Below are 14,201 nucleotides of genomic sequence, written 5' to 3' on the forward strand. Positions count from 1 at the left end.
GTATTCCTATCGTGCGTTCGGCGCGTCAGCGACCGAGAAGCTTGTTCGCGACCTTGGCGTCTGCCTTCGACAGAACCTGGTCCTGGTTGAGGCGACGGGTGCGACGGCTCGACTTGTGCTCGAGGTTGTGACGCATGCCAGCCTGCTGCTTCTTCAGCTTTCCGCTGCCGGTGATCTTGAAGCGCTTCTTCGCACCCGAATGGGTCTTCTGCTTCGGCATCTTCTCTTCCTTCGTATGGCGCCTTCTCAGGCGACGGTGTCAACCCGCGGTGCGGGAGTGTGTGGGGCGGGTGTCACTCCGCGGCGGCTTCGGCCGGAGCCTCGGCCTTCGCCTCGCGGGCAGCCTGCTTGTTGGCGGCGCGCTGCGCGTCGCGAACGGCGTTCTGCTCCTGCTTGGCCTCGGACTTGCTCTTCAGCGGAGCCACGACCATCACCATGTTGCGACCGTCGATCGTCGGGTTCGACTCGACGGTTCCGAGCTCCGCGACATCCTCGGCGAACTTGCGCAGCAGACGCACACCCTGCTCGGGACGCGACTGCTCGCGGCCGCGGAACAGGATCATGGCCTTGACCTTGTCGCCGGCCTTCAGGAAGCCCTCGGCACGCTTGAGCTTGGTCGTGTAGTCGTGCGCCTCGATCTTCAGGCGGAAGCGGACCTCCTTGAGAACGGTGTTCGCCTGGTTGCGGCGAGCCTCCTTCTCCTTCTGGGCGGCTTCGTACTTGAACTTGCCGTAGTCCATGATCTTGACCACGGGCGGCTTCGAGTTGGGTGCGACCTCGACGAGGTCGAGGTCGGCTTCCTGCGCAAGGCGCAGCGCCGCCTCGATGCGGACGACGCCGATCTGCTCACCCGCGGGGCCGACGAGGCGGACCTCGGGGACGCGGATGCGCTCATTGGTGCGGGGATCGCTGATGCGGAACTCCTTAGACGATGGGATTCGGCCACCGGGATGCTGTCAGCATTCCGGGCGAAATCAGAATCGTCCCCACCCACCGGCCTTCAGAAGCCGGCTTCGCACCCTGACGACCGCCCCGCTCTGCGAGCGGATCCGGTGGAGTGCAAGACCCGGTAGCCTGGAACGGCAAGCGCGGGTGGGAAGTGAATCCTCTTTCGTGCCGGAGCATGACGCTCCGGAGCCCGACAAAGTCTAACAGAAGGCAAGGCGAAGTGACGAACCAGGCATCCAACGAGGCTGACCGCGAGCGCGAAGAGCGCTGGGCACGGCAGGAGGAGGCCGCGTCGTCCGCGACGCGCGACATCGCCGACGTCCCCGCCGTCGAGGTCATCACCACCGCCGCCGTGCACCTCATGAGCGCGGCCGCCGTCAAGCTCGGTCTCGCAGACGACCCGAACGCGCAGGATCAGCTCGACCTCGACGAGGCGCGCAAGCTCATCAACTCCCTCGCGGGACTCATCACCGCCGGTGCCCCCGAGATCAGCGACATGCACGCGCGCTCCCTGCGCGACGGATTGCGCTCGCTCCAGCTCGCCTTCCGCGAGGCTTCCGTCATCCCCGACCCGATCGGCAAGGGGCCGGGCGAGAAGTGGACCGGGCCGGTCAACTAGTTTCTCGGGGGGCGAGCGCAACGACGCCGCCTTCGTTCGCAGAACGGGGACCCTCCCGCTTCGCGGGCCCCTCCCGATGCTCACTCCCGGCGGCATCGCTGCGCTCGCCGGTCGGAACGGCTCGACCGTTGGAGCTATAGGCGCGTCAGGCGCTGCGGCGGAGTTTGACGGTGAGGGAGTCCGCGAGGACGGCGATGCGGTCGTCGGACGACCAGCGCTGAGCGAGGCGGGCGAGCACCGCGTCGAGGACCTCTCGCTCGAGTCCGTCGACGAGTTCGAGGATCACGATCAGTTCGGGACCCCGCAGACGCGCATCCGGATCCCCCGCGGCCACGGCCACGTCGATCACCGCGAGCTCCTGCGCGACGCTCGCCTGCAGGGCGGCGAACACCTCGGGCGAGAGGAAGCTCGGTTCCCACGCGTGCTCCTGCGCGATCGCCCACACCGCGGGGCGGCGGATCACGAACTCGGTCTCCGACGTCGGGTCGAGCACGATCAGATCGGTGTCGTCGGCGGATGCCGCGAGAGCCGCGCGAACGGCCTCGACCGGGATGGGCCGCGCCGACGCGTCCCATCGCTGCATCGCCTCCACCGAGGAGAACACGGGTTGCACGCGACGCCCGTCCGGTGCCGCGACCGTCACGATCGAGAGCTCCTGCGTCTTGTCGACGGCGAGTCCGCTCGGGGCGACACCCTCCTCACCCTTCTCGGCGACGAGCGGGATGAGCACCCGCGCATGGCGGAAGGCGTCCACGACCTCCACCTGGCTGCCGGAACCCGCGCGGAAACTCAGCAGCGCGGCGAGCAGGGCGGGATCGGCGGAGCCGTCATCGGCGGCGTGCTGGTTCGCCTCGAAACTGCGCCCCTCCCACGGAACGCCGGCGGAGTCGCCACGGTTCGCCGCACCCGCGTGGTCGTGGGAACCGTGACCGTGCGGGCCGTGACCGCAGGAGTCGTCAGTCGCCGGCGACATCCAGCGCCTCAGCAAGGGTGAACGCCCCGGCGTACAGGGCCTTGCCCACGATAGCGCCCTCGACTCCGAGCGGCACCAACTCGCGCAGCGCGGCGATGTCGTCGAGGCTCGAGATGCCGCCCGAGGCGACGACAGGCTTGGGCGTACGGGCGGTGACCTCACGCAGGAGCTCCAGGTTCGGGCCGCGCAGCGTGCCGTCCTTCGTCACATCGGTGAGCACGTAACGGCTGCAGCCCGCGTCCTCCAGGCGGTCGAGCACCTCCCAGAGGTCGCCGCCCTCCTTCGTCCACCCACGCGCTGCGAGGGTCGTGCCGCGGACGTCCAGACCGACGGCGATCGCTTCGCCGTAACGGCCGATCACGTCGGCCGCCCACTCCGGGTTCTCCAGGGCGGCGGTTCCGAGGTTGATGCGGGTCGCTCCGCTCTCGAGCGCCGCTTCGAGCGTCGCATCGTCGCGGATTCCTCCCGAGAGTTCGATGTTCACGCCTCGGTACTGCTTGATGACCTTGCGCAGGATCGGCGCGTTGCTCCCCCGGCCGAACGCCGCATCGAGATCGACGAGGTGGATCCACTGAGCGCCCTGCGAGACCCATTCGCCGGCGGCATCCAGCGGATCTCCGTAGCTGGTCTCCGTGCCGGCCTCGCCCTGCGTGAGGCGCACGGCCTTGCCACCGGCGACATCGACCGCGGGGAGCAGCGTGAGAGAGGGAGACTGTGCGAAGTCGTTCATGACGTCCTTGGTGTGGGGGCTCGGCGCCCGCTGCGGGCACGAGATTCGAGGGTACTCTGCGGCCGCTCGGGCCTCAAAATGCGTGACGCCGGGCGGCGCCTCTCAGAGGCTCCGGGTCCAGTTGCGCAGGAGACGGATGCCCGCGTCCCCCGACTTCTCCGGGTGGAACTGCGTCGCGGTGAGCGGGCCGTTCTCGACCGCGGCCAGGAACGGATCACCGTAGGTCGTCCAGGTGAGAACGGGCTGCGGGAACGGCGGGATGACGTCGAGTTCCCAGGTCTGAGCCGCGTACGAGTGCACGAAGTAGAAGCGTTCGTCCTCGATGCCGTCGAACAGGATGCTGTCGGGCCCCGGGGACACCGTGTTCCACCCCATGTGCGGGAGGACCGAGGCGTTGAGCTCAGTGACCGCTCCCGGCCACTCCCCCAGTCCCTCGGTGTTCTGCCCGCGTTCGACACCGCGTTCGAAGAGCACCTGCATCCCGACGCAGATTCCCATGACCGGGCGTCCACCCGCGAGCCGACGATCGATGATGTCGTCTCCGCCGTGCGCCCGCAGGGCGTCACGGACCGCGGCGAACGCGCCGACGCCAGGCACGAGCAGTCCATCGGCTTCGAGCGCCTCGGTGCGATCGCGAGTGAGGACGGCGTCCGCTCCGGCGGCGACCAGCGCCTTCACCGCGGAGTGCACGTTGCCGGACTCGTAGTCGAAGACGGCGACCCGGGGCGTGCGGGTCACAGCGCGCCCTTGGTCGACGGGATGCCGTCGATCAGCGGGTCGAACGCCTTGGCCTGCCGGAAAGCGCGCGCGAAGGCCTTGTACTCCGCTTCGGCGATGTGGTGCGGGTCGCGACCACCCAGCACGCGCACGTGAACGGTGAGCGCCGCGTTGAAGGCGATCGCCTCGAAGGTGTGCCGGACGAGCGAGCCCGTGAAGTGGCCGCCGATGAGGTGCTGCTCGAAGCCCGCAGGCTCGCCCTCGTGCACGAGGTACGGACGGCCGGAGATGTCGACGACGGCCTGGGCGAGCGCCTCGTCGAGCGGCACGAGCGCATCGCCGTAGCGCGAGATGCCCGCCTTGTCGCCGAGCGCCTCACCGATCGCCTGGCCGAGCACGATCGAGATGTCCTCGACGGTGTGGTGCGCATCGATGTGGGTGTCGCCCGAGGCCCGCACCGTCAGATCGGTGAGCGAGTGCTTGGCGAAAGCCGTGAGCATGTGGTCGAAGAACGGAACGGAGGTGTCGATGCGGCTGGCGCCGGTGCCATCGAGGTTCAGCTCGAGCTCGACGGTGGACTCCGACGTGCTGCGCACGCGGCGCGCGGTGCGCGGGGCCGGGGTGGGGGTGCTCATGAGGCCGATTCTATCGAGGCCAGCGCATCGAGGAACGCCGTGGTCTCGGCCTCGGTGCCCGCGGTGACGCGCAGGTGGCCGGGGATCCCGACGTCACGGACGAGCACGCCCTGCTCGTAGAGACGCTGCCACGTGGCCTTCGGATCGGAGACGCCGCCGAACAGCACGAAGTTGGACCAGGACTCGTGAGGCGTGTATCCGAGCGCCTCAAGCGTCGCTGTGATGCGATCGCGCTGCGCGACGATCTCCTCGACCATGCCCAGCATCACGTCGGAGTTGCGCAGCGCGGCGACCGCCGCCGCCTGGGTGAGCGCGCTCAGGTGGTACGGCAATCGCACGAGACGCAGGGCGTCGATGAACGCGGGATCGGCGGCCAGGTATCCCACCCGCGCTCCGGCGAAGGCGAAGGCCTTGCTCATCGTGCGCGACACCGCGAGCCGCGGGCGTCCCTCCAGCAGCGTGAGCGCCGAGGGCGCGTCGTGCGGAGCGAACTCCTGATAGGCCTCGTCGACCACGACCACACCGCGCGCGGCGGCATAGACGGCCTCGATGACGTCGAGTCCGAGCGGCGTCCCCGTCGGATTGTTCGGCGAGCACAGGAGCACCACGTCGGGATCGACCTGCTCGATCTGAGCGACCGCCTCTTCCGGGGTGATCGTGTAGTCGGGTTGACGCTCCCCCGCCACCCAGCGCGCGCCCGTCCCCTGGGCCAGCAGGGGGTACATCGAGTACGTCGGCGCGAAGCCGAAGACCGACCGCCCCGGGCCGGCGAAAGCCTGGAGGATGTGCTGGAGCACCTCGTTCGAGCCGTTGCCCGCCCAGATCTGCGAGGCGTCGAGGCCGTGACCGAGGTACTGCGCGAAGCCCTCACGGAGAGCCGTGAACTCGCGGTCGGGGTAGCGATTCACGTCGCGGAGCGCGACCGCGATGTCGTCGAGGATGTCGCTTGCCACGGCATCCGGTACGGGATGCGTGTTCTCGTTGACGTTCAGAGCGATCGGGAGCGGCGCCTGAGGTGCCCCATACGGGGTGAGCCCTCGGAGATCGTCGCGGAGAGGGAGATCATCGAGCGAAGAAGTCACCACTCCATGCTAGGCCGCACGGGCGGGGCAGCTCTCCGCGTTACCGCCTTTTGCGGTGGGGACGACGGCCGGACGAGTCAGCTCGCGTACTCCGCGGGGATCGACAGCTCCTGGCCGATCTGCAGCACGCCGCCCTGCAGCATGTTGAGACGAGTGATCTCGCCGATCACCTCTCGCGGGTCGGACTCGGGCGAGACCTCGGCCGCGATCGACCACAGCGTGTCGCCGGGCATCACGGTGACCGTCTCGAACGTCACCGTGCCGGCCCCCTCGCCGGTCGCCAGCGCGCTGCCGCCGCTGAGCGCGGCGAAGGCGATGCCGAATGCGAGAGGAAGCGCAGCCAGAGCGAGCAGCACACAACGACCGCGCGCCGTCAGCCGGAGACGCGTCGCCGGGCGGACCGGACGGACGGCTGCGGTGCTGAAGGTGATGCTGCTCATGTCGTTCTCCTCTGCCTTGCTCCGGTGAACCGGAGGTCTGTCATCACCCGCGAGCGATGACCACGTTGGCGTAGCGTTCGCATCCGCCTCTCGGCCGGGAGGGGCGAGTGCGAAGCTACGTTCCGAAGGTATCTTCGAATTCGAATATCTGTCAAGCTTTCTTCGAAATCACGTTCGTGATTTCACCGACACGCTCGAACAGATCTTCCACATCCGCGCTTTTCTCGGATACGGTTTCGATACCAACACCGAACCACGGGCCTCCGACATTCGAAGAAGGACGCCGGAATCGCGCACCGAAGGAGCATCATGAGCGAGATCACCGCCCCCGATCCCGAGGCACCGCGCACACGCCGTCGGAAGAGCCTGAGCCCCAAGCAGATGGCCATTCTCGAGGTGATCCAGTCGTCGATCGCCCAGCAGGGGTATCCGCCGAGCATGCGCGAGATCGGTGACGCCGTCGGGCTCAAGTCGCTCTCGAGTGTGACCCACCAACTCGGCCAGCTCGAGCTCAGCGGCTACCTGCGTCGCGATCCCGGCAAGACCCGTGCGATGGAGGTCCTGATCGATCTCCCCGGCACGAGCACCGAGAACCCCGCCGATGTCGCCACTCCCGTGGGCGACGCTGCTCTGGTGCCCCTCGTCGGTCGCATCGCCGCCGGCGTCCCGATCACGGCCGACCAGCACGTCGAGGAGATCTTCCCCCTGCCGCGACAGCTCGTCGGCAAGGGCGACCTGTTCATGCTCAAGGTCTCGGGCGAGTCCATGATCGACGCGGCGATCTGCGACGGCGACTGGGTCGTCGTCCGCTCCCAGCACACCGCCGAGAACGGCGAGATCGTGGCGGCGATGCTCGACGGTGAGGCGACGGTCAAGACCTTCCGGCGCCGCGACGGCCACACCTGGCTGCTTCCGCGCAACTCGGCGTTCGAACCGATCCTCGGCGACGAAGCCGTCGTCCTCGGAAAGGTCGTCGCCGTCCTCCGCGCGGTCTGACGCACGCCCGGGCCCGGCGCGCTCGCGCCGACGCATAGGCTCGAAGCATGTCGTCACCGTACGGTTCCTGGCCCTCGCCCTTCACCCCGGCATCCGTCGCCGCGGCCTCCCCGCGCCTCGACGGAGCACGATTCGTCGGCGAGGAGATCTGGTGGGCGGAGTCCGTACCCGCAGAGGGCGGTCGCATGACGGTGCGCTCATCGCTCGGACATGAGGTGCTCCCCGCTCCCTGGAGCGCCCGATCGCGCGTGCACGAGTACGGCGGTGGAGCATGGACGGCGGACGCCGATGGCACCCTCTTCTTCGTCCAGGCCGACGATCAGCGCGTCTACCGGCTCGGTCGCGGCACGGAGCCTGTCGCTCTCACTCCTCCGGGCCCCGCCCACGGCGGGCTGCGCGTGCAGGACAGCCGCCTTCTCGCCGTCCGCGAGGACCTGACCTCGACCGAGCACCGTCGGGCGATCGTCGAGATCCCGACCGACGGGTCTGCCGCGGAGTCCCCGTCCGCCGTCATCGTGCACGCCGAGAGCGGCGCCTTCTACGCCCATCCCTCCCTCTCCCCCGACGGCACGAGGCTGGCCTGGGTCGAATGGTCGGGCGAGCGGATGCCGTGGGACGAAGCGCACCTGCGTCTGCGTGACCTGCGCTCCGGCGAGACGGGCTCGGTGTCCACACGTGCGGCCCTGCAGCCGGAGTGGATATCCGAGAACGAACTCCTCTTCGCGGACGACCGAGACGGGCGCTGGGCCGTGCACCGTGTCACCGTCGACGGGATCGTGCCCACGGCCGCGCCGGTCCCTCTCACCTCCGCCGACGCCGACACCGGCTACGGACTGTGGGTGCTCGGCAATCGCTGGTTCCAGCCCCTCGATGACGGCCGTCTCGTGGCCGTGCGCACGAACGGCCGCGACGAGATCGTCGTCCTCTCCGGCGACGGTTCCGAGCGACGCCTCGAGGTGCCGTGCGACGGGCACGTGAGCATCGATGACGTCGTCGGCTCGCTCGTCCTGCTCTCGGGGAACGGATCGGGCGTCACCTCCGGCGTGTGGTGCGCCGATCTCGGCACGGGTGCCGTCGTCGCGGTCCGCGGAGGCGAGGCCGTCGATCCCGCGTGGATGCCGCCGCCCCTCGCTCTCACCTTCGACGGCCGTCACGGCCCGGTGCACGCCTACGCGTATCCGCCCGCGAACCCGGGTGCTGCGGCATCCACCGACGAACTCCCGCCGTACCTGGTGCTGGTGCACGGCGGCCCGACCGCTCACGTGACCGGGGCGACCTCGGCGGCGCTCGCGTTCTACACGAGCCGCGGGATCGGGGTGCTCGACGTGAACTACGGCGGGTCGACCGGCTACGGGCGCGCCTATCGCGAGCGGCTCGACCGCCAGTGGGGCGTCGTCGACGTCGACGACGTCATCGCTGCGGCGCACGGCCTCGCGGCGGCGGGCCTCGCGGACCCGACGCGCATCGCGATCCGCGGAGGCTCGGCCGGTGGTTGGACGGTCCTCTCCGCGCTCGTGCGCGGGGGCGCGTTCGCGGCGGGCATCTCGCGCTACGGCGTCTCCGACCTCAGGATGCTCGTCGCCGACTCCCACGACTTCGAGAAGCACTACATCGACGGCCTCGTCGGTCCGCTCCCGGCATCCGAGGAGCTGTACATCGAACGCTCGCCCCTGACGCACGCCGACCGGATCGACGTTCCGGTGCTCCTGCTCCAGGGAGCCGATGACATCGTGGTGCCTCCGTCGCAGTCCGAGGCGATCCGCGATGCGCTCGCCCGACGGGGCGTCGATCACGAGTACGTGCTCTACCCCGGAGAGGGGCACGGCTTCCGGCGCGCGGAGACGGTCGTCGATGCCCTCGAACGCGAACTCGCGTTCCTGGGTCGGGCGTTCGGCTTCACGCCGTCGCCGTGACCTGCGGCTATTCGCCGACGCGGTTGCGCAGTCGCATCGCGCGTTCCGCTTCGCGCGTGTCCTGACGCTCACGGAGGGTCTGGCGCTTGTCGTACTCGCGCTTTCCCTTGGCGAGTGCGATCTCGACCTTGGCGCGGCCGTCGGAGAAGTACAGCTTGAGCGGGATCAGCGTGTAACCGCCCGCCGAGACCGCGTGGGCGATCTTCGCGATCTCCTCGCGATGCAGCAGCAGCTTGCGGATGCGCTTGGCCGAATGGTTCGTCCAGTGCCCCTGCGAGTACTCGGGGATGTGCACGGAGTCGAGGAAGATCTCGTTGCCCTTGACGAACGCGTAACCGTCCGAGAGGTTCGCGCGCCCCTGGCGCAGTGACTTGACTTCGGTGCCGGTGAGCACCATCCCCGCCTCGTACGACTTCTCGATGTTGTAGTCGTGACGTGCGCGACGATTGGTCGCGATGACCTTCTCCCCGCGTTCCCTGGGCATGATGCTCTCCTGATCCGTGTCGTGCGCTCGCACAACAGCCTTTCAGCATACCTGCGTCACGTGCCTCCGAGCCACTTCCGACCCGGCCGAGATGGTCAGGTGCGCAGCCAGCGCCGGATCGCGAAGCCCGCCGAGAGTGCGGCGAGCACGACGCCGATGCCGATCAGCACCGGCACGACCCACGCGGCATCCTGCATTCCGATCCAGGTCGTGATGAAGGGCACGCGTCCCCGCAGGTAGCCGTTCACGCCGAAGTGCACGCCCGCGAGGATCGCCGCGCTCGCGAGCGCCGATCCCAGCAGGGCGGCGAAGACGCCTTCGAGCACGAACGGCGTCTGGATGAAGCGGTTCGACGCGCCCACCAAGCGCATGATCCCGATCTCCTTGCGCCGCGCGTAGGCCGACAATCGGATGGTCGTGGCGATGAGCAGCGTCGCCGCGATGAGCATGAGCACCGCGATCCCGACGGCCACGTACGTCGCGACCGTGAGCGCCGAGAACAGCGGTTCGAGATATTGCAGCTGATCCTTGACCTGCTCGACGCCGGTCTGACCGCTGAAGGCTTCGGAGAGCACCTGGGACTGCCCCGGATCCTTCATCGTCACGAAGAAGACCTCGAACGCCTGGTCCGGGGTGATCACGCTCGCCTGCTCCTCGCCCACCTGCTCGACGAGCTTGGCGTAGGTGTCTTCCTTCGTGTCGAAGGTCATCGAGCTGATGAGCGGCGCGAGCGCGTCGCCCTCGAGCTGGGCGCGCACCGAGGCGACCTGCTCTTCGCTTGCAGCCCCGTCTACGCAGGTGTCGGACTCCGACACCGCCGAGCACATGTACACGGCGACCTGGGCGCGTTCGCTCCAGTACCCGCGCATGACGCCGATCTGCGACTGCATCAGGATCGCCGCGCCCACGAAGGTGAGCGAGACGAACGTCACGAGCACGACCGAGATCACCATCGAGATGTTCCGGCGCAGGCCCAGCAGGGCCTCGGTGAGGATCAGTCCGATTCTCATGAGGTCGGACCCACTTCCTCGTCGTCGCCGCTGGAGAGGCCGAGTCTGTCGGCGACGCCGAGCTCGGCGACGTCGACCTCGGGGAGGACGATCGGATGCGTGCGCGGACCGGTGGAGGGAGACGTCGGCGCGGCGTCGGCTTCGGCGGGCGCAGCCGCATCGGCGGCGTGTTCCGTGGGAGCCGCGGCGGGGACCTGGCCCGGAGCCGGAGCGGCTGCCGCGGCGGCGGGAGTCGGCACGGGCGCCGGGGAAGCGGGTGTCGGAGCGGATGCCGGCGCGGCCGGGGTCGGCGCGGATGCCGCGGCCTTGCGCTGCGCGCTGAGCTCCTCGGTCAGTGCGGCCCGCACGATCGACAGATCAGACGTCTGGCGCTGCACCTCCTGCACCGCCGTGAGCGCAGCCGCGGCGGCGGCGCCGCGCACCTCCTCGGGAACGAGACGCGGGATGTTGGAGGTGTCGCCGTAACCGCCGTGCACCTCGTCGCGCACCATCACGCCGTCGCGGAGCTCGATGACTCGGCGCTTCATCTGATCGACGAAACCGGCCTCGTGTGTGGCCATGAGCACGGTCGTCCCGCCCGCATTGATACGTGCGAGGAGCTGCATGATGTCGACAGAGGTGGCGGGGTCGAGGTTTCCCGTCGGCTCATCGGCGAGAAGCACCTGCGGGCGATTGACGAGAGCGCGCGCGATCGCGACGCGTTGCTGCTCACCGCCCGAGAGCTCATGCGGCATGCGCTTCTGCTTGCCGTCGAGACCGACCAGGGCCAACGCCTCGGGAACGGCCTGCTGGATGAAGCCCCGCGACGAACCGGTCACCTGGAGGGTGAAGGCGACGTTCTGGTACACCGTCTTCGACGGAAGCAGGCGGAAGTCCTGGAACACCGAGCCGATGTGGCGTCGGAAGTACGGCACCTTGCGGTTCGCGAGCGAACGGAGGTCGCGCCCCATCACGGCGACGCGGCCCGTGGTGGGCACGTCCTCGCGCAGGATGAGCCGCAGGCAGGACGATTTCCCGGAACCCGAGGCACCCACGAGGAAGACGAACTCCCCGCGCTGCACCTCGAAGTCGACTCCGGAGAGGGCGGGCTTGGACGTCCCGCGGTAGCGTTTCGTGACGTTCTCGAACCGAATCATGGCGGTACGAGCCTAAGCGCGCTCCCCTCCCGCGCCGCGCGCGACACCCCGCGCGGGCCGGACGTGCGAGAAGGCATCGTTCGACATCCGTCTCCGTCGATGTCACGAGCCACTGCTATACATGAAGTGGCAGTCCGCGCCATCCACGCGGACGTGAGATCCGAGGGGGATGCCATGACGACACCTGCAGGCTGGTACGACGACGGTTCCGGGCGTCAGCGCTGGTGGGACGGCGAGCAGTGGACCGAGCACTTCGCTCCCGAGGCGACGGCTCCCGAAGCGAGCGCTCCCGAGACGACCACCGTCTCCGAGCAGCCGACCGCGCAGGTCGCCGAGGAGCCGCTCCCCGTCGTCCCGACCGAGGCCGAGGTGGACGCGACCATCGCGGTCGCCGAAGAGAACGAGCCGTCGGCACATGCGGATGCCGCAGCCGAGGGGCCGGCATCCGACGTCGACCCCGAAGCACCCGCATACGTCGCCCCCGAAGCACCGGCCTACGTCGCCCCCGAAGCACCGGCGTACGTGGCTCCCGAGGCGCCCGCGTACGTCGCTCCCGAAGCACCCGCTTACGCAGCGCCGGCCTACGCGGCACCCGGCTATCCGACCACCGCCCCCGGAGGCGCTCCGGCCTACGGCGTCGCTCCGACGGGCGCATACCCCGGCATCGCTCCCTACGGCGGCGCCCCCGGCGGGTACACCCCGTACCCCGGATCCCCCGCCGCCGAGCCCCGCCCGATCTCGGTGCTCGGCCTGGTCGGACTCGGTCTCGCCGTGCTGGGAACGATCCTCGTGTGCTTCCTGCTGACCGCGGTCTTCGGCTGGATCCTCCTCTTCGCCGGGCTCGTGGTCTCGATCGTGTCGCTCTTCCTCAAGGGTAAGAAGTGGCCGGGAATCACGGGAATCGGAGTGTCCGTCCTCGGCGGCATCGTCGGCGGCATCATGGCGATCGTGTTCTTCACGTTCGGTATCGCCCAGATCGCCATCGACAGCGCGGAGTCGTACTCGCCCCCGCCCGTGCCCTCGATCGGCACCGACGGCGGAGAGGACTCCGGCGAGATCGTCGAGGGCACGATGGGCTCTCCCGTCACCGTGAACCAGTACTCGGGCGAGAGCGAGGTCACCATCACCGCCGCGTCCTGGGGCACCTCCAACGGCTCCAGCTTCGAGGCCGAGAACGGCGGATACCTCTCGGTCGAGCTCACGTGGGAGGCCATCAGCGGCGACACCTCCGTCAACCCGCTCTACTTCACGGTGATCGATGCCGACGGCAACGAGGGCACCTACGACTACTTCGGCGACGCCACGCTCGAGTCCGCCCAGCTGGCCCCGGGCGAGACCGCGCAGGGCACGCTGTCGTTCGATGTCGCGCAGAGCGACTCCTACACGATCGTCATCACCGACGAACTGCTGCAGGACGTCGCGGAAGTGACCGTCGAGGCCAGCGCCCGCTGACCGCGGAGCGTCGAGACGAAGAGCACCACCGAGGTGTCGACTCCCGCAGGCTGGTACGACGACGGATCCGGGCAGAAGCGCTGGTGGGACGGATCGGGATGGACGGCGCACGTCGCCGCCTCCGCGGCCCCCGCGCTCGTGTCTCCTGAGCCCGCACCGTTCGTACCGCCGTACACGCCGCCCCTCGCCCCGCCGGTGCCCACCGCACCGCCAGGGGCAGCGCCGATCGCCGCGCCGCAGTACCCCTCGGCACCTGCATATCCGTCGGCGCCGCAGTCCCCCTCTGCAGCGGCCTACCCGCAGTACCCGTCCGCACCGCAGTACTCGCCCGCTCCGCAGTTCTCGCCGTACCCGTCGGCACCGGGGGTGCCGGCGCCGTACGACGGCTACGCACTCCCCGGCACCTCTCCTGCGCCGTTCCCGGCCGTCGGACTCGCCGGTCTCATCGCCGCCGCGCTCGGAACGATCGTGGCCTGCATCCCGCAGATCCCGCTCATCGGATGGTTGCTTCTCGGCGCGGGATTCGTCCTGTCGCTCGTGTCGCTGTTCCTCCGCGCCCGGAAGTGGGCGGGAATCGCCGGGCTGGCGGTCTCCGTGCTCGGGGCGCTTCTCGCGGCCGTGCTCTCGTTCGTCCTCGTGGGTTCGTTCTCCGCGTCAGGGAGCGCGGACGACGTTCCCGGCAGCGAGGTGATCTACGCCAGCGACCTGGAGGTGGGCGACTGCCTGCCCGAGGGGCTGGACGGCGAAGAGTTCTTCGAAGTGACGATCGTGCCGTGCGACGGTCCGCACATCGACGAGATCTACTACGAGTTCGACCTACCGGACGGAGAGTTCCCCGGCGAGGAAGCACTCGCCGACGCGGCCATCCGCGAGTGCGAGCCCGAGTTCGAGGACTTCGCCGATATCGCCTACGAGGAATCCGAGCTGGACTACTGGTGGCTCACTCCGACGGAGACGTCGTGGGCCGGCGGAGACCGCACTATGCAGTGCCTGATCTACAGCTACGACGGCACCGTGACCGGCACCCTCGAAGGCGCCGCCCGCTGAGGCGCGGACGGGCCGTTCG

General features: G+C 69.1%; 16 protein-coding genes. 5 read left to right on the forward strand and 11 right to left on the reverse strand.

Annotation, left to right across the window (positions count from 1 at the left end; genetic code table 11):
* Positions 1–25 precede the first annotated feature (25 nt).
* Positions 26–220 carry a 50S ribosomal protein L35 gene (rpmI, locus tag WFJ97_RS13450; RefSeq protein ID WP_247625340.1) on the reverse strand — a complete coding sequence of 65 codons (195 nt, stop codon included), beginning with the start codon at positions 218–220 and terminating at the stop codon, positions 26–28.
* Positions 221–293: 73 nt separating this feature from the next.
* The gene (gene infC, locus WFJ97_RS13455; RefSeq protein WP_308194271.1) at positions 294–938 is read right to left on the reverse strand and encodes a translation initiation factor IF-3; all 645 of its coding nucleotides are present in this window, start codon (positions 936–938) and stop codon (positions 294–296) included.
* A gap of 230 nt (positions 939–1,168) precedes the next feature.
* On the opposite strand from infC, the gene WFJ97_RS13460 reads away from it, so the two are divergent.
* Positions 1,169–1,567, forward strand: coding sequence for a DUF1844 domain-containing protein (locus tag WFJ97_RS13460; protein WP_247956537.1), 399 nt, complete (start codon positions 1,169–1,171; stop codon positions 1,565–1,567).
* A gap of 145 nt (positions 1,568–1,712) precedes the next feature.
* Here WFJ97_RS13460 and WFJ97_RS13465 read toward each other — a convergent pair whose 3' ends face one another.
* The 6 genes from WFJ97_RS13465 to WFJ97_RS13490 form a co-directional block, all read right to left on the reverse strand.
* Positions 1,713–2,540, reverse strand: coding sequence for an SseB family protein (locus tag WFJ97_RS13465; protein WP_336641897.1), 828 nt, complete (start codon positions 2,538–2,540; stop codon positions 1,713–1,715).
* A complete protein-coding gene (priA, locus tag WFJ97_RS13470; protein ID WP_247634394.1) occupies positions 2,524–3,270 on the reverse strand; it encodes a bifunctional 1-(5-phosphoribosyl)-5-((5-phosphoribosylamino)methylideneamino)imidazole-4-carboxamide isomerase/phosphoribosylanthranilate isomerase PriA in 747 nt (248 codons plus the stop codon). Before priA ends, WFJ97_RS13465 begins: the two co-directional genes overlap by 17 nt.
* 102 nt (positions 3,271–3,372) lie before the next feature.
* Complete coding sequence (hisH, locus tag WFJ97_RS13475; RefSeq protein ID WP_247625336.1) at positions 3,373–4,008, reverse strand: imidazole glycerol phosphate synthase subunit HisH; 636 nt, start codon at positions 4,006–4,008, stop codon at positions 3,373–3,375.
* Positions 4,005–4,622, reverse strand: a complete 618-nt coding sequence (hisB, locus tag WFJ97_RS13480; RefSeq protein ID WP_336641898.1) for an imidazoleglycerol-phosphate dehydratase HisB — start codon at positions 4,620–4,622, stop codon at positions 4,005–4,007. Before hisB ends, hisH begins: the two co-directional genes overlap by 4 nt.
* Positions 4,619–5,704: a histidinol-phosphate transaminase gene (locus tag WFJ97_RS13485; RefSeq protein ID WP_336641899.1), complete on the reverse strand. Its 1,086-nt coding sequence runs from the start codon at positions 5,702–5,704 to the stop codon at positions 4,619–4,621. Before WFJ97_RS13485 ends, hisB begins: the two co-directional genes overlap by 4 nt.
* Before the next feature lie 77 nt (positions 5,705–5,781).
* The gene (locus tag WFJ97_RS13490; RefSeq protein WP_336641900.1) at positions 5,782–6,144 is read right to left on the reverse strand and encodes a LysM peptidoglycan-binding domain-containing protein; all 363 of its coding nucleotides are present in this window, start codon (positions 6,142–6,144) and stop codon (positions 5,782–5,784) included.
* Positions 6,145–6,453: 309 nt separating this feature from the next.
* Between WFJ97_RS13490 and lexA the strand changes: the two genes are divergently transcribed.
* Entirely contained in the window at positions 6,454–7,140 is a 687-nt protein-coding gene (gene lexA, locus WFJ97_RS13495) for a transcriptional repressor LexA (RefSeq protein WP_336641901.1), read from the forward strand.
* Positions 7,141–7,187: 47 nt separating this feature from the next.
* Positions 7,188–9,053: a S9 family peptidase gene (locus tag WFJ97_RS13500; RefSeq protein WP_336641902.1), complete on the forward strand. Its 1,866-nt coding sequence runs from the start codon at positions 7,188–7,190 to the stop codon at positions 9,051–9,053.
* A gap of 7 nt (positions 9,054–9,060) precedes the next feature.
* Here the strand turns inward: WFJ97_RS13500 and smpB are convergent, their stop codons facing one another.
* From smpB to ftsE, 3 genes are all read right to left on the reverse strand, one after another.
* Entirely contained in the window at positions 9,061–9,537 is a 477-nt protein-coding gene (smpB, locus tag WFJ97_RS13505; RefSeq protein ID WP_336641903.1) for an SsrA-binding protein SmpB, read from the reverse strand.
* Positions 9,538–9,632: 95 nt separating this feature from the next.
* Positions 9,633–10,547, reverse strand: coding sequence for a permease-like cell division protein FtsX (gene ftsX, locus WFJ97_RS13510; protein WP_247625329.1), 915 nt, complete (start codon positions 10,545–10,547; stop codon positions 9,633–9,635).
* Positions 10,544–11,683 carry a cell division ATP-binding protein FtsE gene (gene ftsE, locus WFJ97_RS13515; RefSeq protein WP_336641904.1) on the reverse strand — a complete coding sequence of 380 codons (1,140 nt, stop codon included), beginning with the start codon at positions 11,681–11,683 and terminating at the stop codon, positions 10,544–10,546. Before ftsE ends, ftsX begins: the two co-directional genes overlap by 4 nt.
* A gap of 174 nt (positions 11,684–11,857) precedes the next feature.
* On the opposite strand from ftsE, the gene WFJ97_RS13520 reads away from it, so the two are divergent.
* Together WFJ97_RS13520 and WFJ97_RS13525 are read left to right on the forward strand one after the other, a co-directional pair.
* The gene (locus WFJ97_RS13520) at positions 11,858–13,135 is read left to right on the forward strand and encodes a DUF2510 domain-containing protein (protein WP_336641905.1); all 1,278 of its coding nucleotides are present in this window, start codon (positions 11,858–11,860) and stop codon (positions 13,133–13,135) included.
* 33 nt (positions 13,136–13,168) lie between these two features.
* On the forward strand, positions 13,169–14,182 hold the full coding sequence (locus WFJ97_RS13525) for a DUF2510 domain-containing protein (protein WP_336641906.1): 1,014 nt from the start codon (positions 13,169–13,171) through the stop codon (positions 14,180–14,182).
* Positions 14,183–14,201: the final 19 nt, after the last annotated feature.

The organism is Microbacterium sp. USHLN272 (assembly GCF_037149655.1).
Lineage (GTDB): Bacteria > Actinomycetota > Actinomycetes > Actinomycetales > Microbacteriaceae > Microbacterium > Microbacterium galbinum.